Genomic DNA, 17,820 nt, shown 5'->3' on the forward strand with positions numbered 1-17,820 from the left:
CTCAGGTGTTTCGATCCGGCCAGACTGTTGATGGTGAGCGGTGACGACAAGTCAATCTTGGGCGTGTGTGCCAGTACAAGGATGGACATATTGAATTCACGTTTGATTTCAATCAGTTGGCGCATCACATCCAACGCCGTGTCTGTTTTCTGGGTCGTTTGGGTGTTCAGATAAGTGATGTTGTCGATGATCATGACATCTGCCTTTAGCTTTTGTATGTCGTACCTCATTTTCTGAAACAATACCTGCTCAATGCTGCCACCGCCCATTTTCATCAGCTCTGCAAAATCGATGTTATCGACATACAGGTGATTGCTGAAGGGATAAATTTCATTCAGGTCGGAGTAGCGTGTCAGAAATTGCCGATCGCTCAACTCAAAATCGTAGTACAATACCGTGAGCGGTTTGCATTCGTTTTCGAGTATCAACATCTTTCGACCTTTCGAGAGTGCATTGGCAACGGCCACTGCAAAAATCGATTTCCCAACGCCTGTATCGGCAAATAACAGGTGCAATTCGCCCGACATCCAGATGTTTCCCAACAACATTTTGATGGGTGGGGCATTGATGGCATCCCTAAGCCGATCGTTGGCTGTTCGGATGGGCGCCAAGTTTTCGACTGACGGAAGAGTTGCATTCCTGTCGATCATCGGCGTAGCTAAAGTAACCGGGATAAATGCCATTGTTAATTGATTCGAATGATCGTCCGGTTACCTTTCGGCTTTCTTGGATGGATAATGTACTGCATATCGACAGCGTACAACTCAGGATCATCACGACCGATCTTCATTACATTTATAATGGAGGGGTAAAATGGAGCAACAATCTGATTTTGAAATTCGATAATACTGATTGCCTGATCGAATTGATAGAGTTGCTGATTGTATTTATTCAAATACTCTTGTTGAGCATTGGATTGATTGGCGTACCTTTTTATTCTATCTTCTAGATTTTTAAAATTCAGAAAATTAATACCCAATGCCCATTGGACGTCTTGTGGTGAAGGAGCTGTCATCGCTCACCTTCCTTTCTTGTTTCAGCACTGAGTTGGGCTGTAGTTTTGCGTTCGCCACTGGCTAACCATTCATCGAGGACTGACCGCCGATAATAAACCTTGCCAAGGACTTTTGAAAATGGAATCTGCCGACGACTGTTCATCGCATAGAGGGTGGAAACCGCCAGATCCAGATAGTCGGCTGCCTCGCTGATCGTCAGCAAGTCTTTTTCTTTTTCAGCAACAGAGTTTGCTGATGGAATAACATTCACCAGAGACTGATGAAGCTCGATGTATTCTCCCACTGTGAGAGAATAGAGCGGTTGGTCATTTTTTAATTGCATCATTTTTAAAATTAAATTGATGATGCAAGAATAGATTAGGCGGACTTAAGCTTCACTTAAGCTTAAGTGAAGCTTAATAAATTATTTTTGAAATTTCTTGTATTACACTACAAAACAGCAGATTGTAGTTTTGCGTTATTTGAATTTTTTTTAATCTTTTCAAGGGATTGAATGAAATTATCCATTTTTTTGACATTGAGAAAATCGACTTTTTCATGTTTAATATTGCTTCGAGCTACCTCCCAACTGTTTTTGGTTCCTATCTCTTTGTTACAGACTGTAAAGTGTTGTTGAGCTACTTCAAATGAGAATGATATCGCCTCTCCCTTAATGCAATAACAACTATGCTTTAAATACGGATGCAATTTATCAAGTATCCTTATCAATAGATATTTATCTACACCCCAGTTGATTTTTACATCTGGAATTTCGCCATTAAAATGACTGAAAAATTGTTCCCATGTGATATTGGAGATGTACTTTTCATCAATAAGATAATCATACAATGCTTTAACGATTGCCTCACAACCTTCACAATAATAAATTCCTAAATCCTTTTGATTAAAATTAGTTCCATTATTGCAAATGTCTCCGAGCTTTTTCGGTTTTATCAATCCACACTTTGATGCAATTAAACACTTAGGGACAGAAGTATATTGAGGAGAAAGACATACAATACCATCTTTGTTTTGCAGAATAACAGGCTCACCCGATTCTTCCACATAATCGATCCATGTACAAACAGCATAACTTCTCATTCCAAAGAGGCTCCATGCAGCCATTCGACCTAAATCATAGACAATGTGATCATCGCCATGTTCAAAAAAATCGTTTATCAACTTTTTCCCATTCTCTCCTTGGGAATATGAAACAATGATTTCGCTTTTCGATATATGATAGCACTCTTCAAATGACGGCAAACCAACTTCTTTGACATCTTTAAATAACAGTGCTTCAAATTGAGGCAACACATCCTTATATCTCGATCCTTGACAGAATTCATTACTAAAATCTAAATGTCTTTCTTGAACAAATCGTGCTTTGAACACTGAATAATTTGCAGAAGAGATTTGAGGATAGCGTTCTTTCAAATCTGCTTCTAGTTTTTCATATGCTTCATTGAAGCCTTTCAGATAAGTGTTTTTCATAGATGGTTGCGTAATACGTTAGTTTCATCAGTTATTCCAAAAATCCGCCAATGCCTCTGCCTGACTTAAAACCGTTTCCGTTGCCAGTTTTTGCAAATCGGGCGGATAACCATATTGGCGGAGGGTTCGCTTGACAATGACTTTCAATTTCTTTTTTACCGATTCTTTTACCGTCCAGTCAATTGAGGCATTCTCTTTTACTCGCTCTACCAGTACTCTGGCCAGCTTCAATAAAACGTCATCACCCAAAAGGTCTTTGGCACTTTGGTTTTGGGCAACGGCATCGTAAAAAGCCAGCTCGTCTTTCGATAAGCCCATCTTTTCGCCCCGTTTGTCGGCTTCCTTTATTTCTTTAGCCAAATCAATCATTTCCTGAATGATTTCGGCAGCACTAATCAGGTTGTTTTGGTAGCGTTTAATGGATGATTCCAGCATCTCCATCAAGGTGCGACTTTGAACAATGTTGTGTTTTGACCGGATTTTAATTTCATCGTTTAACAGTTTTTTAAGCACTTCCAATGCCAAATTCTTGTGCTTCATGTTGCGCATCTCTTCCAAAAACTCATCATCCAAAATGGATAGTTCTGGCTTTTTGATACCTGCTGCATCAAAAATATCCACAACCTGTTCCGAAACGATGGCTTGGTCAATAACCTGCTTAATGGCCGTTTCTATTTCAAAATCGGTTTTACCGCCTGTTCGGGTTTCAAATTTCATCAAGCGGGCTTTAACGGCCTGAAAGAATGCAATCTCATCTTTGGCATCCATGGCCTCGTCATGGGGCAGGGCTATTGCAAAAGCCTTTGATAATGCAGTTACCTCACGGATATAACGATTCTTTCCATCTTTTAAACTTAGTACATGCTCAACGGCCGAAAGGATGATTTCAAGCTTCTGCTTGACGGTAGCATCAAAATAATCTTCGTAAGCAAAGTTTTTACCGTAAAGCACATGGTCTTCGGCCACCATTTGAAGGTTGATGTTGGGTGATTCGCTCTTTTCGGTGAACATTTGAGAGACAACTTCCAGCTTTTCCAACATCAGTTGAACTGCTTTTTCCTGCGCTTCGGCAGGATCGCCCTTACCTCCACTATCTGCATAAAACGAGAGGGCTTGCTTTAAATCAGAAGCAATGCCAAAATAATCGACCACCAATCCGCCCGGCTTATCTTTGTAAACCCGGTTTACACGTGCAATGGCTTGCATCAGATTGTGGCCTTTCATGGGTTTGTCGATATACAACGTGTGCAAGCTAGGTGCATCGAATCCGGTAAGCCACATATCCCTGACAATAACCAGCTTCATTGGGTCTGCATTGTCCTTCATCCGGTCGCCCAATGTGCGGCGTTGGTCTTTTGAAGTATGGTGTTTCATCATGTCGGGACCGTCAGATGATGAAGCTGTCATGACCACTTTGATAACGCCTTTGTCCAAATCATCACTGTGCCAATGGGGGCGAATTTTGATGATTTCGTTATATAAATCAACGGCTATCTGACGGCTCATGGTCACGACCATGGCTTTGCCATCGAGGCCGTTGTTACTGCGCTCCTCGTAATGAAACACAATGTCCTCGGCAATCTTTTTTAAACGGGCAGGACTGCCCACAATGGCTTCTACTTTAGTCCATTTGGCTTTAGACGCCTCTTGAGGCGTCTCTAACGAGTCTAACTCCTCGTCCAATTCTTGAATTAATTTTTGTCCTTCTTCCGACAAATTGATTTTCACTAACCGGCTTTCATAGTAAATGGGGACGGTAGCTCCATCTTCAACCGCTTGGGCGATGTCGTAAATGTCAACATAATTGCCAAAAACCGCTGGGGTATTGTTATCGGTCGATTCCACCGGAGTTCCGGTAAACCCTAAGTAAGTGGCGTTGGGCAAGGCATCACGCATGTATTTGGCAAAACCATAGACCAAACGCTGGCCGATCACATTGCCTTTATCATCCTTTACATCAATAGATTTAGGTTTGAATCCATATTGGGTGCGGTGTGCTTCATCGGCTACCACCACAATATTGGTACGGTCGGATAAAAGTTCGTAGATGTTGTTTTCGCCATCGGGCTGAAACTTCTGGATGGTAGCAAACACAATTCCACCGGATGCCACTTTTAGTAGTTCTTTTAAGTTTTCCCGGCTATCGGCCTGTACCGGAACCTGACGGAGCAGTTGTTTTGAAGAGACAAAGGTTTCGAACAACTGGTCGTCAAGGTCATTACGGTCGGTAATGACCAGGATGGTTGGGTTATCGAGCTGAAGCACCAATTTGCCGCTGAAAAACACCATGGACAATGACTTGCCGCTTCCCTGTGTATGCCAAACCACACCGCCTTTTCGGTCGCCCTGATTGCCCGATGCCCGTTTAACCGATTCAATGGCTTTATTGACTGCATAGTATTGGTGATAAGCCGCTACCTTTTTAATGGTAGTCATTGTGGTGAAGGCTTGTTGAGACGCATTATAATGCGTCTGTACTGACTCTTCAAATACAATAAAATGCCGAATGTAATCCATCAACGTAACCGGATTGGCCAATCCTTTAATCAAAACCTCCAGCTGACTGGTTAGTACAGAGGCTTCTTTAACTCCGTCACTGGTTTTCCATGCCAGATAACGCGAGAAGCCTGCCGACAATGAACCGGCCTTTGCATCGACTCCATCGGAGATGACACAAAACGTATTGAAAGTGAAAAGACTGGGGATGGTATCTTTGTAGGTTTGTATTTGTTTGTAAGCCGAATGCAGGGTGGCGTTTTCATCCACCGCATTTTTCAGCTCAAAAATGACCAAGGGCAAACCGTTTACAAACAGTAGTAAATCGGGGCGTTTGGTTGAGACGTTCGATCGAACGTCTTTATCCGTGATGGTAAACTGGTTCACCACCAAAAAATCGTTCTGTGTGGGATTGACAAAATTGACCAACTGAACCCTGTCGCCACGCTGAATGCCATCTTTTCGATACTCCACCGGAACACCTTCGGTTAGCAACTCGTGAAATAACTGATTGTTGACCATTAACTCCGGTGAAGCAATGCGTTCAATGACCTTTATCGCCTCGTGTTGGGCATCCAAAGGAATATGCGGATTGTTACGGGCAATGGCTAGCTGTAAACGACCTTTTAGGATGACATCACTAAAAGTACTGCGTTCGGGACTATCGCCATCGGGGGCAATGATGGCACCATGAATGTAGTTCCAACCAAGGTCTTCAAGTTCCTCAATTGCCCAGAATTCTATGTCGGATTCGGTTATTTTGGTCATAATGATAACTTTTCAGTAGATTCCTATACATCCGGATTTTCCCAGTAATCGGTTGGTTTGATTGTTTTATTATACGGTTCAAAACCTTCATCTATTTTGTCAATCTCAATAATAATTGGCACTTGCGCACTAAGTCCTGCTAAAATACATGTTCCTGTAGGTAGAATTGATAAAGCTTCAAAAGATACTTGGTCTAAATATGAAACAGTCCTTTCCACAGCTTCAATATCTTTATTGTTAATTAGTCGATGTAAAAAGTAATTATGCAACTGGGAGATTATTGTGCTTGATATATCGGAAGGTCTTTGACTTGCTACCGTTAAAAATACACCAAATTTACGCCCCTCCTTTATTATTTCTTCAAAAGTCTCTAGACGATAATCCTTCCATGTTTCACTTTCCCTTTGAGAGCTGTAGGATAGTATATTATGCGCTTCATCAATAATGATGTTTAGATATTTTTTGTCGTTGCGCTCTTGCTTTTTCTTATCATATATTTGTTTGCAAATTAACAAAGGGAGAACCTTTTTCATTGAAGTATTTACATCCGATAATGATATTATATCTAAAAAATTATCACTCATTTCTGACGATACAGTAATTACACTATCTAATTGCTCAATTGTTTTAAGCCTTTTCATTAAAGGCGAAATATGCTCTGTATTTAGATTGAATCGAGCTATTTCATTATAAAATTGGAAGACAATACGAAGTCTGATTTTTTCAAGATAGGTTATACTAGCAGTATTTATTGCAAGTCTGTTTATTGTATTAACTGGTATTCCATTGTTAAAGTCAAAATTCTCTAGATATGTCTTCACATTATTGGCTTCGTAATAATACTTATCGCTCGAACTATGCCAATGCAGGCTTTGTTGATATTCTTGAATTAAAGGCTCCAAGCAAATAGCACTAACAGAATTTGAGACATCATAAATGAATTGGATAATATCTCCTTTATCTACTTTGTTAGTAATTAAAGATTCCAACATAGAAGATAATGCGTATCTAAAATCAGATTCATTATTAAATCGGCTAAAGTAGAAATCATTACTTAAAGCCCTCTTTATAAAAGGCTTTTGTGTCTTTTCGGTAGCTGTAAGGAATATTGACCAAAAATCAATGTCATTAATTTCTTCTTCTGATATTGGGTATTTTTTATGTGTTTGTTTACGGGTTGAAAGTTTGTAAAGGTTTTTATTCTCAAACGTTGTTATAATGTTGTCATTTTCATCACCATTCAGATACTCTCCATTGAAATCAATAATTACAAATTTGGCATTCGCTTTAAAACCAGATTTATTTTGATAGGCTTTGAATAATTTGTGGTAGAGACCTGCTAGTGTATATGATTTGCCGCTACCTGTGTTTCCAAAAATCCCAATATGACTTGCGAATAAACTATTAACACCTACAGAAATTTCTTTCCCTTTTTCACTTGCTAATGACCCTATTCTTATAGGTATATCAGGCACACCATTAATATCCTTTATGAAATGATGAACCCGATTAAACTCGTCTTGTGTAAGCAGGTAGCATTCGTTCTCAATTAAAGGTAACTCTTTGATGCCTTGTTTAAATTTCAACTTATCAAAGTAGCCAACTAAACTGACATTAAGAACCCTACTTATTTTATCTCTATTATGGGCATATTCTTTTCTTTCAAGTGACTTATCTGTCGAAATAAATTCTCCTTCTATTTTACCAACAAGCTCTTCAAATCCTTTCGTTATCTTAATATATCCTCCAACCGAAACATTCTTTATTATATCTCCATTATACAATAAATGAGACGCGTTTTTACTTTTATCAACTATTACATCAACTTTTCGGCCTTTAACGGAATGTACATTTCCTATTTTTAAAACTGCATTAAGTTCATTCATTTTCTACAGTTTTATGTTCTTCATTTTCAAAAGTTTCTTCTTTGGAATTTCCTTCGAGTTCGTTAGCTAATTTGGTGAAGAAATGAAGATTAATTGTGTCTAATGAGTATTTCATATTTTCCTCTGCATCAAATATGATTTTCACATTAGCAGATGTAGGAATTTCTCTTTGGATGCTTTCTTTGGATTTTAAATCATATGCAAAAATTAAGATTAGTAATGTTGGGTTTGAAGCTGCTACTCTTTTTGTAATTTCTCGTATATGTTCATCGGCAAATGAAAATCCAAAAACGAATAGTACCGAGTTCTCTCTTTCCAAATGATTTGAATACATCCTCAATAATTCATAAAACACAACATCTTGAGTGGTTATTTCAAACTTTTGTTTGGTGGGATTCACCATTTGTAGCTCATCATAAGCTTCTAAAAAAAGTGAGTGCGAGTCATTTTTTGTGATTTTTTCAGTTTTTATATTCTTGTACAATTCATCTACCGTGTAACACTTCCATATATTATTTCCACCCTTGTCCTTTTCGCTTGAAGCATATACAACCGGTAGAAAGTCATTTGAATTGATAGATAAGGAGTTGATTTTATTGAGTATTGTATTGCCGTAGTCATAAGTTATTTTGCCATTATTCAATTTCCAATTGACACTACCATGTAGCTTAAACACATTAAAAAGTGGTATTTCTGATTGGAATTCATAATGGGTGCTGGTTTTGCGAATAGAATTGTGAAAGTTTTCAGTACCATAAACAGGATTCATTCGTCCTGAAAAACCATCATTAAATGCAATTTTTTGGTTTTCCAAGGTATAGTCAAGTAATAAGTCCATGTTTGTTGTAAACAAATTTGCTTGTTTGGTTACAAGATTAGTTTTCCTTTTTGTGAGAATAATATTTATCGCAGAAATAAAATTTGAGTACGCGATTTTTACAGTATCTAGTTTCTTATTTTCATTTTTCGAATCAATTTCAGAATTGCCTTTTATAGCCACATCATAATAGTGCTTTTTTATTGAAGCATCCACAATTTTCTTATTATCATCATTCTCTTTCTTTGACAAATCAGTAAGTAGTGTTTCAATATCACTTAACGTACCTAAGAATGGTGTAGAAGCACCTGAACCAATTAAAAAATTCAAGTGACAACTTTCAATAACTTTTTTAATCTCTTCGTACCCCATATTATGTGCTATTTTGAATTAACTCTTAATTCTCCACTCATTAACTTCGGCAACAACGTGTCACGTAATTGGGTGAGGGTTTGGATTTCTTTGGTGTTATTTTCTATTGATTTAAAAATCGGCATTATAGACTTGTCAAATTGTGAATGCACGTACGGTGTTGCTAGAAGAACCTCAATATTCCTAAAATCAGTCTTACTAATCTCTGGAAATGTACTTCCAGAAGCCAAGTTATGCACCGTTTTGAGTTTTGACTTCAACCAATTATACAAGAAGCCAATTGATAAATTACTATTCGGAATTAATGTAATAAAACCTTGATTTGTACAGGCCTCATGAGTATTGATTGTTAACACGCCTACCGTAGCCCTACTTGTCATTAGTAGGGAATATGCTGGAAAGAGTTTTGCGGAACTTTTTTGTAAACCTAACTCAGTAATCTTCTTGGTTGAACCATTTGAAAACATGCTGTTTTCTTTAGTCAAGTCCGTGGGTGAGTACCACAATAATTCACCATCTTCCCAAAAAGCAGATTCTGTCGTTGAAGGTGTTCCTCCTCCAATAGTTTCAATGTTTTCGCCAATATATGACAATCTCCACCCCTCCGGTATCTCCCCCAACTCACTCTCTACCATTTTACCGCCCGAACTCTTGTAAGTTAAAAAGTTAGAGGTAATAGGTAAAAGGTTTTCGTCGTCATCGCAATCTATTACCTTTTCCGTTTTACCTTTTACCTCAACAGGGAACTCAAACTCCACAAACCAACGTTTAAAAAGGGTTTGCGCCAGTTCTTCTAAGTCTTGGTTTTGTTGGCGGAGGAGGATGATTTTTTGGTTGAGATAGCCAATTAGTTCTGCAATTAATATTTGTTCATCAATTGGAGGAACACTAATTGGCATTGTCTTGATAGTCGGTATATTGGAATAACCTTGAACAGAACCACTACTAAAAGCCTCATGAATTTTCTGAAATGATTTACTATTTATCTGATATTCAAGAAACATTGGATGTATCAAGCTTGTATCTGGTCTTAATATTGCAACCGAACTTGATATTCCAAAAGAATCATTAGCCTTATATCTATAAGCATTCCCAAATGAGCCAATGATTCCCATCAAAATATCATTTTCTTGCGGTCTTGTAACAGCTTTTGATTTTTTTGAAAACAATTTCTCATAATCTTCCTCTGATATAAAATCTATGTCATCAAGTTTTAATTCACCTCTATTAAAATTCTTTGCAGTTAAATAAAGAATTCCTTCTGCAACTCGTTTAACCTTTGCATGAGCTCCATCGCCAACTAAGCATGTTTCTCCGATTGTAAGTTTCTTCCACTCGCTCATTTCACACCCTCCTTTCTTACCAAAGCATAAAAAGCCAAGCCTCGTTTGGTTAGCTTGTACTTTTGTTTAGAACTGTTGGGTATATCGGGTATCGTCCATTCAATTAATTGGTCGTCTAACAGCTTATTAATTACAGCTTTTAATTGCCCAGAAATGCTTTTATGTCCTAACGCATCGGCCAAACCTTGTTTTGATAAGTTGTTTTCTGCCAGCTTGAGTACTAAGGCTGCGTACAAAGACTCAGGCTGCAACTCAGGCTGTCTATCTTTAAACTCCTGCTGCAACTCTTGCTGTTCTTTTTCTAATCCATTATACATCAATATTTTCAACTCCTGCTGTAACTCTGGCTGCCACTCGGGCTTTTCGGTGTTCAACTCGGGCTGTTTATCGTTCGCTAATCGCTCGTATTCGTTCGTATTCGGCCGTGGACGAATCATTTCCACATCGAAGAAGTCGTTTTTCTCTTCAATCTTGGGGCTTTCCAATCCCGATTCTTCACAAACTCTAATAATCCGATTGATTCCGCTGCCCCATTGTTCAATCAAACCTAATTCTTTAAAAATATGAGCAACCACACGGTTACGAGCTTCGCTGCGTCCGTTAAAAACGTCTTCCATGGTAATGCTGTGGGGCAAGCCACCCGGAGATACAATGTTTACAATGTCATCGTAAATGCCCACTTTAATATCACGGCCTTGGTTCACGTAATCGCGGTGTACCATGGCATTAATCAAGGCTTCGCGCAAAGCAGGAACCGGTATTTCGTAAGTGTCGGTGCGGTAAAGCCCTTTTATTTCACCTTTCAGGTTTATGTGGTTCAAAACAAAGCTTTGGGTGTTTTCGAGTATCGTGAAGATATCGCCACCATACTCTTTTTTATCGGTAAAAACCGACATGGTGGTGCCTTTAAACCTTGCACATTTTACGGTGCAATGGGGAAACTTGCCCAACAGAATCATCAAGGCATTGGTTGGATACTCTTTGTCGTTATCGGGATTAATCAGTTTCAGGTTTCGGAGTTTGTCATGGGTCAATGGTTTGCCAATGCTCTCGAACCTTTGGTACAGCGGGCTTAAATCAAGCTCTTGCAAAGTTGTATCGTAACAAATCTCTTCATCGAAACTGATGTGACGTTTTTGGCGTTCCAGTTCGGCAATAACATCTAAATCGGCAACCCGGTTGGTGGCTCCAATGCGCACATAAGTGCCATCGGCTTTGCCTTGGCTTTTGAGGAAGTAGGGCTTCAAGTTGCCACGCACCACTTCAATCACCAATACCAGTTTGCCGTCGATGTTTACGCTGTATATTTCGGGCATGATTCCCGGAGAACAATTATCGGCAATGATGGAGGCAATTTTGTCCTGCAAATCGAAAAGCTCGTTGTCGTCAATGCCAACAATCTCTCGGTTATCATTTACGCCAATGATCAGTTTACCACCGCTCGTATTGGAAAAAGCAATGACGGTTTTGGCAATGGCATCGTTTTTAGGCAAAACCTCTTTTAATTCGAGCGTTTTGCTTTCGCCCTGTTTAATCTGCTCTACCAACATCATAATGTTATCCCGATTTTAGCCAGTTGTGTTTTAATTTCTTGGTCAAGCTTTTGGGCTTGCTCCATTTGTTCACGCAATCGGGAAGTCAATGTATCTACCTTTTCCTGAAACGGGATGCCGTCATCTTCTTCATCGGGTATGCCAACATAACGACCCGGAGTAAGAACAAATTTGTGTTTCTGTATATCATTAAGGCTTGCTGATTTGCAAAAACCTTTTTCATCCTGATAGGCTTCTTTGCTGTTGAGCCAGTTGTGGTACGTGTCAGCTACTTTGCTAATGTCTTCGGGGGCAAAAGTACGGTTTTTGCGGTCAATCATATAACCCAATTCCGAAGCATCAATAAACAGCACTTCACCATGGCGTTTCTTCTTGCCACGACGCAAAAACCATAAACAGGCCGGAATACCTGTATTGAAGAACAGTGCTTTGGGCAGCATGACAATACATTCTACCAAGTCGTTCTCCACTAACTTTTGGCGTATGTCTCCTTCGCCTCCTGTATTGGAACTTAATGAGCCATTTGCCAAAACGAATCCGGCATGTCCGCCATCGGGTTTTAAGTGATACAAGAAGTGCTGCACCCAGCCAAAGTTGGCATTTCCGGCTGGAGGAATGCCATATTGCCAGCGGGCATCGTCACGTAGTAACTCACCACTCCAATCGCTCACGTTAAACGGAGGATTGGCAATGATGTAATCAGCTTTCAGGTCTTTATGGGCATTGTTCAAAAACGAACCTTCGGTATTCCATTTAATGTTTGAGCCATCAATACCACGAATGGCCAAGTTCATTCGGCACAATCGATAGGTGGTTTGGTTGCTTTCCTGTCCATACACCGAAATATCATCCAAACGTCCTTGATGGCTTTCGATGAATTTTTCACTTTGCACAAACATACCACCGGAACCACAACAGGGATCATAAACTCGGCCTTTATAAGGTTCAAGCATTTCAACCAGAAGTTTCACAATGCTTTCAGGTGTGTAGAACTGTCCACCTTTCTGACCTTCGGCCAAAGCAAACTGTCCTAAGAAATATTCATACACACGCCCCAGCACATCCTGGCTTTTGGCTTTTTCATCGCCCAAAGCAATGGTGCCAATGGTGTCAATCAATCCACCCAAGGTTTGAGGGTCGAGGTTTGAACGACCGTATGTTTTTGGCAAGATGCCTTTCAACGTTGCATTATCGGCCTCTATCAAATCCATGGCATCGTCAATCAACTTACCAATGTTTGGCATTTTTGCTTGCGATTGAATGTATGACCATCGAGCATTTTCAGGAACAAAAAACACATTCTCAGCACCGTATTCATCCTTGTCTTCTGGGTCAGCTCCGGCATAATCGCCTTCACCGGCAACTAATTTGTTGTGTAACTCGCTAAAAGCATCCGAGATATATTTCAGGAAGATCAAGCCCAATACCACATGCTTGTATTCGGCTGCATCAATGTTTTTACGCAATTTATCGGCTGTTTTCCAAAGCTTCTGTTCAAGCTTTTCCTCTGCTCCGTTTCCGTTCGTTTTTGCCATTTAAATCTATCAATTAAATATCTGAGATTGTCTATTTCTGTTGTTTAAAGAGAATTGCTAATTGCCAAAGGACTTGGTGGTAAATATTTCATTTCGCTTTGACAGCTAGCGTCGAAATTATAAAAATATACGGGTATTTGGGTCAATTGAATCATATAATAATCAACAATTTTATATTGTTTCTCTTTTTGTTTCTGACAATTCATCCAGTTGATTTGCCTTCATAATTTGTGTGTCTATAATCAGATGTGCTTGTTGGATTAAAAAAGTTTGTCGCTACAGAAATGGATGAGTTATGATGAAAGAAATTTTAAGTGATGATATTTTTTAATATGGAAACTTATGTCTAAATTGAGTTTATGATTCTGACTGTTTCAAATCATTAAAAAATACCTACCATGAGCAAACTCATCATCCCTTCCGACCACCAACGTGCCTGTCTCAACGTACTAGAGCATGTGTCGCAAAATATGCCTTTTAAACGCGACGAATTCAAGTTGCTCGACAGCGCCATCCGATGGATGAAAAAGCCATCGCCCCGATTCACGTTCCAATTTGGCATTCGCTTGTCGTATGGGGGCGAATCTACTTACATCGATATTGAGTATAACGGGTGGCAATTTTCCATGTCGCAATACAATGTGGCCTATTATCCCGATTCTGGCAGTGATTGGTACTCCGCTTATGAATACAAATGTTCAGCCGACGAAACAGAGGAACATGGAGAGGTCTATAATTGGGAGAATATGGCCATGAATCTATTGGGGTATTTCGGACAGGAAGATGTGTGTGAGACGCTTGAAGTGACTATTAGCAAAGGAGATTAACAGATAGAGGTATCCTTATTTTTTAAAATCTAACAATTTCTTAACCACTTCTCTCTTTGATTCTAAATCAAAACTATCCAAATAGTTTTCAGTCGTTTTCAAATCACTATGGCCAAGACTTTCTGAGATATACTCTATTGAAGCACCTGACTGTTTTAAAATTGTAGAATAACTGTGACGGGCTGTATAGGTCGTAACCGGAAGCTTCATTTTTAACTCCTCCGCAATGCGCTTCATATACTTATTGATGGTTTTGGTCACCTGCCTGATCCGCGCGAATTCTTCCTCTGGACTTAATCCTTCTGTTAACAATGGGAAAACATAGGTATTAGATAAAATGGGCTTGTTTCCCCACTTGTCAATAATGTCTTTCACCTCGTCAGTTATTATACCTACAATAGGCTTTATATTAGACCTCTTTGTTCTTTCGGTTTTGGCTCGAATAAATGAAATACTACCATCTGAAAAATTCACATTTTTGTATTTCAGTCTGCAAATATCTTTCACATTAATTCCATTACACAAATAACTAAAAAACCAGATATCCTTTGCTCTGTCTTCTGCACTAAACGGCAATGATGGATAATTATAAATCTTCTCAATATCAGAAAGATTTAATGCCTTTTTTATATTCCGACCTGCGGGTATTTGATACTTGTCTTTTCCAAAAGGGTAAATCAATTCGGATATCGCCTTCTCCCTAATTGCCTTGTTAAATATTGAACGAAGAGGGCGTATGTATATTCCAACTGTACTTATAGAATGCCCTTCTCTTAGCATCCAGTTTTCGTATAACAATAAAAAAGTAGGCGTAATATCTTTAAATTGAAGCTCCTTCTTACCCGAGTATTTCTTTAATGAATTAATACTTGATTGGTAATTCTGAACTGTTCCGGCTCGCCCCTCTTTCTTCAACTCTGTAATGTAATGATTATAATATGAAGCTAGAGTTACTGTACCTCGTGGATTTCTAAACAGCTTTTCAAAAATGTCAAAGCTGAATTCGGGCATGTTTTTTATAATGTCTAAAGCATGTTCTTCAATTGCAGATAGTTTCAGTTTGATGTCCTTGAATTCACCCTTGGGTCTTACAGACATAACATCATCGAACTCCTTTTCAGATAGAACAAAAGCTGTCGAGTAATACTTCTGAACTCGTTCATAAGTAATCCGAAGTCGCACAAGACATTTATTGTCTTTCCGAACTTTACGCTTATCAAGGATAATGGCTGTAGAAACGTTTCTATTCATATTTTTTAGGGACATACATTTTAACATACAAACCTACTAAAAAACGACAAATAACGCAAAAAACATACAAATTAAAACAACCTTAAATACCTATATATCATTGCTTTTACAAATTTATCAAAAACAGACAAAACACACAAAAAGTGATTCATAATCATGAGGTCGGCGGTTCAAGCCCGCCTCTCGGTACTTAAAACAAAAAAGACCTACAAGACTTAAAAACTTGTAGGTCTTTTTTTATTCGCAACTTCCACACCAATTTCGGATGCGCCATCATCCGAGAAAACTTTTTCCATTCTCTGACACACATTGTCAATCAAACCGACGAACTTTGTACCCAACAAAATCGTCACCATGGAAATTATTGTCATCGCCCTGTCAAGCCTGACCCTCGTTCTCGTTATTATTCTCCTGTCAAAGACAACCCGCGCGGATGTCAAGCCAATCACCGATTCTATTCAACTCCTTCTACAACGCGAACTCAGGGATAATCGCACGGAATTAGCTGTCGCTTTAAAGCAAAACCGCGAAGAACTGTCAAACGGATTGAACACCCTCACCCAAAAGCTCGATGAAAAATTAACGCAAATCAGCCACCACTTCAATGTAAACGCCAAAGATAATCGCGACGAACTTACACGATCACTCCAAATTTTTAGCGAAACGTTTACCTCGAACGTCAAAGAATTCAACGACCTTCAACGCCAAAAATTTGATGCCATGGCCATCAAACAAGACGACCTAGTGAAAGCCACCGAGCTTAGACTTGAAAAAATGCGCGAAACCGTCGATGAAAAGCTTCATAAAACATTGGAAGAACGCCTGGGACAATCCTTCAAGCTGGTTAGCGAACGCCTGGAAGCCGTTCAAAAAGGATTAGGCGAAATGCACCTCCTGGCCAACGGCGTGGGCGACCTCAAAAGAGTGCTCAGTAACGTCAAAACACGAGGCATCCTGGGGGAGATTCAACTGGGAAACATACTGGAACAAATCATGGCTCCCGAACAATACGAAGCCAACGTCAAAACACGCCCAGGCGCCAACGACATGGTTGAATATGCCATCAAATTACCAGGCCGCGACGACAACGGTCAAATGGTCTACCTGCCTATCGATGCCAAATTCCCGCAGGAAGATTACCTCCGTCTTCAAACCGCTTACGACCTGGGCGACACTTCTGCCATCGACACAGCCAATAAAGCACTCACCCAAGCCATCAAAAAATTTGCCCGCGACATTCGTGACAAGTACCTCGCTCCCCCACACACCACCGATTTCGGCATCATGTTCCTGCCCATCGAAGGGCTGTTTGCCGAAGTGGTGCGTCAGCCGGAATTGGTCACCCTCCTTCAGCGCGATTACAAAATCATTGTCACCGGCCCCACCACCCTGGCAGCCATGCTCAACAGCCTGCAAATGGGTTTTAAAACCTTGGCAATACAAAAACGTAGCAGCGAAGTTTGGCAAATATTGGGAGCCGTTAAATCTGAGTTTGGCAAGTTTGGCCTAGTGCTGGAGAAAGCACAACGAAAAATCACCGAAGCCAACAACGAACTCGACACACTGGTGGGCACTCGCACCAAAATGATGCTCTCAAAACTCAAACAGATTGAGGAATTGCCTACTTCGGAAAGCATCAAAATACTGGATGGCAATTCGGAGCTCAATTAGAAAATAAATAAAGGCCTCACATCTCTGTAAGGCCTTTATTTATTTGGTGATCCGGACGGGATTCGAACCCATGACCCGCAGCTTAGAAGGCTGCTGCTCTATCCAGCTGAGCTACCGGACCATCATTTTTAGCGGTGCAAAGATAGGAAATTTTCCTGCTATATCAATTTTCTATGCGCTTTATTTACTCACTTCACGTCATTTAGGTAGCAATCAAATCATTCACTCCAAATATCACACAAGTCTAACCCAACGATCTATTAATCAACTCATTTACTCCTCAACTCTAAGCTTTTCAACTCTTCTTCTGGGCGTTCCCCTTCGGGTCGGGCTTTCCGCTGCAATCCCTAACGCCTAATACCCAACAGCACCCCATCACAAACAGGCTTCACATCAAGCCCCCAATCCAACTCAACAAAAAACTCCGTGCCCCCTCTGTGCACCTCTGTGTCACCCACCATTACACAGAGCCCCCCGAGAAGGCACTAAGACCCACCGAGCAACAATTCGTTCCATTAGTACTAATCGACGCAGTCGCTTTGCGAAGCATAGCTATCGTTGTCTTCGACGCATTGCGAAGCAAAGAATTCGTATAATTCGTGTAATTCGTGTAATTCGCGGTTAAAAAAACTTTTTCTACCTGATCCCCTCGTGCACTTCGCGGATAAAAAAGTCTACAACGCAAAAAAGCCAGCTGATTACTCAACTGGCTTTTCTAAAAATCGGCGGCGACCTACTCTCCCACTTCTATGCAGTACCATCGGCGCGGCAGGGCTTAACTTCTCTGTTCGGAATGGGAAGAGGTGGAACCCCTG

At 40.0% G+C, this 17,820-nt stretch carries 13 protein-coding genes, 1 tRNA gene and 1 rRNA gene; 2 read left to right on the forward strand and 13 right to left on the reverse strand.

Annotated features, from left to right (window positions below):
- The 10 genes from LX69_RS16570 to LX69_RS16615 all read right to left on the reverse strand — a co-directional run.
- A partial coding sequence (locus LX69_RS16570; protein ID WP_146260785.1) for an AAA family ATPase occupies positions 1–683 on the reverse strand: 683 nt, incomplete at its 3' end.
- A gap of 2 nt (positions 684–685) precedes the next feature.
- Positions 686–1,015, reverse strand: coding sequence for a hypothetical protein (locus LX69_RS16575; RefSeq protein ID WP_111447154.1), 330 nt, complete (start codon positions 1,013–1,015; stop codon positions 686–688).
- On the reverse strand, positions 1,012–1,341 hold the full coding sequence (locus LX69_RS16580) for a helix-turn-helix domain-containing protein (protein ID WP_111447155.1): 330 nt from the start codon (positions 1,339–1,341) through the stop codon (positions 1,012–1,014). The genes LX69_RS16575 and LX69_RS16580 overlap by 4 nt, the downstream gene beginning before the upstream one ends.
- A 104-nt stretch (positions 1,342–1,445) precedes the next feature.
- Positions 1,446–2,486, reverse strand: a complete 1,041-nt coding sequence (locus LX69_RS16585) for a hypothetical protein (RefSeq protein ID WP_111447156.1) — start codon at positions 2,484–2,486, stop codon at positions 1,446–1,448.
- Positions 2,487–2,513: 27 nt separating this feature from the next.
- Complete coding sequence (locus LX69_RS16590) at positions 2,514–5,750, reverse strand: type I restriction endonuclease subunit R (protein WP_111447157.1); 3,237 nt, start codon at positions 5,748–5,750, stop codon at positions 2,514–2,516.
- A 23-nt stretch (positions 5,751–5,773) separates the two neighbouring features.
- Positions 5,774–7,636, reverse strand: coding sequence for an ATP-binding protein (locus tag LX69_RS16595; RefSeq protein ID WP_111447158.1), 1,863 nt, complete (start codon positions 7,634–7,636; stop codon positions 5,774–5,776).
- A complete protein-coding gene (locus LX69_RS16600) occupies positions 7,629–8,825 on the reverse strand; it encodes an SIR2 family protein (protein ID WP_111447159.1) in 1,197 nt (398 codons plus the stop codon). The genes LX69_RS16595 and LX69_RS16600 overlap by 8 nt, the downstream gene beginning before the upstream one ends.
- 8 nt (positions 8,826–8,833) lie before the next feature.
- Positions 8,834–10,168 carry a restriction endonuclease subunit S gene (locus LX69_RS16605; protein ID WP_111447160.1) on the reverse strand — a complete coding sequence of 445 codons (1,335 nt, stop codon included), beginning with the start codon at positions 10,166–10,168 and terminating at the stop codon, positions 8,834–8,836.
- Positions 10,165–11,721 carry an RNA-binding domain-containing protein gene (locus LX69_RS16610; RefSeq protein WP_111447161.1) on the reverse strand — a complete coding sequence of 519 codons (1,557 nt, stop codon included), beginning with the start codon at positions 11,719–11,721 and terminating at the stop codon, positions 10,165–10,167. Before LX69_RS16610 ends, LX69_RS16605 begins: the two co-directional genes overlap by 4 nt.
- Positions 11,718–13,256: a class I SAM-dependent DNA methyltransferase gene (locus LX69_RS16615; protein ID WP_111447162.1), complete on the reverse strand. Its 1,539-nt coding sequence runs from the start codon at positions 13,254–13,256 to the stop codon at positions 11,718–11,720. The genes LX69_RS16610 and LX69_RS16615 overlap by 4 nt, the downstream gene beginning before the upstream one ends.
- Positions 13,257–13,654: 398 nt before the next feature.
- Here LX69_RS16615 and LX69_RS16620 point away from each other — a divergent pair, with 398 nt between their 5' ends.
- On the forward strand, positions 13,655–14,083 hold the full coding sequence (locus LX69_RS16620; protein ID WP_111447163.1) for a hypothetical protein: 429 nt from the start codon (positions 13,655–13,657) through the stop codon (positions 14,081–14,083).
- 15 nt (positions 14,084–14,098) lie between these two features.
- Here LX69_RS16620 and LX69_RS16625 read toward each other — a convergent pair whose 3' ends face one another.
- Positions 14,099–15,334: a tyrosine-type recombinase/integrase gene (locus LX69_RS16625; protein ID WP_111447164.1), complete on the reverse strand. Its 1,236-nt coding sequence runs from the start codon at positions 15,332–15,334 to the stop codon at positions 14,099–14,101.
- Positions 15,335–15,688: 354 nt separating this feature from the next.
- Here LX69_RS16625 and LX69_RS16630 point away from each other — a divergent pair, with 354 nt between their 5' ends.
- Positions 15,689–17,005: a DNA recombination protein RmuC gene (locus LX69_RS16630; protein ID WP_111447165.1), complete on the forward strand. Its 1,317-nt coding sequence runs from the start codon at positions 15,689–15,691 to the stop codon at positions 17,003–17,005.
- A gap of 44 nt (positions 17,006–17,049) precedes the next feature.
- On the opposite strand, the gene LX69_RS16635 is transcribed toward LX69_RS16630, so the two are convergent.
- Positions 17,050–17,126: transfer RNA gene (locus LX69_RS16635), tRNA-Arg, on the reverse strand.
- A 599-nt stretch (positions 17,127–17,725) separates the two neighbouring features.
- Positions 17,726–17,820: ribosomal RNA gene (gene rrf / locus LX69_RS16640) — 5S ribosomal RNA — on the reverse strand; the annotation flags it as partial.

Origin of the sequence: Breznakibacter xylanolyticus (assembly GCF_003254275.1) — a bacterium.
Taxonomy (GTDB): domain Bacteria; phylum Bacteroidota; class Bacteroidia; order Bacteroidales; family Marinilabiliaceae; genus Breznakibacter; species Breznakibacter xylanolyticus.

Coding starts and splice junctions, on each gene's coding strand:
- LX69_RS16580 (WP_111447155.1), bottom strand. CDS start 1,341: ATGATGCAATTAAAAAATGACCAACCGCTCTATTCTCTCACAGTGGGA.
- LX69_RS16630 (WP_111447165.1), top strand. CDS start 15,689: ATGGAAATTATTGTCATCGCCCTGTCAAGCCTGACCCTCGTTCTCGTT.
- LX69_RS16615 (WP_111447162.1), bottom strand. CDS start 13,256: ATGGCAAAAACGAACGGAAACGGAGCAGAGGAAAAGCTTGAACAGAAG.
- LX69_RS16600 (WP_111447159.1), bottom strand. CDS start 8,825: ATGGGGTACGAAGAGATTAAAAAAGTTATTGAAAGTTGTCACTTGAAT.
- LX69_RS16605 (WP_111447160.1), bottom strand. CDS start 10,168: ATGAGCGAGTGGAAGAAACTTACAATCGGAGAAACATGCTTAGTTGGC.
- LX69_RS16595 (WP_111447158.1), bottom strand. CDS start 7,636: ATGAATGAACTTAATGCAGTTTTAAAAATAGGAAATGTACATTCCGTT.
- LX69_RS16590 (WP_111447157.1), bottom strand. CDS start 5,750: ATGACCAAAATAACCGAATCCGACATAGAATTCTGGGCAATTGAGGAA.
- LX69_RS16585 (WP_111447156.1), bottom strand. CDS start 2,486: ATGAAAAACACTTATCTGAAAGGCTTCAATGAAGCATATGAAAAACTA.
- LX69_RS16625 (WP_111447164.1), bottom strand. CDS start 15,334: ATGAATAGAAACGTTTCTACAGCCATTATCCTTGATAAGCGTAAAGTT.
- LX69_RS16610 (WP_111447161.1), bottom strand. CDS start 11,721: ATGATGTTGGTAGAGCAGATTAAACAGGGCGAAAGCAAAACGCTCGAA.
- LX69_RS16575 (WP_111447154.1), bottom strand. CDS start 1,015: ATGACAGCTCCTTCACCACAAGACGTCCAATGGGCATTGGGTATTAAT.
- LX69_RS16620 (WP_111447163.1), top strand. CDS start 13,655: ATGAGCAAACTCATCATCCCTTCCGACCACCAACGTGCCTGTCTCAAC.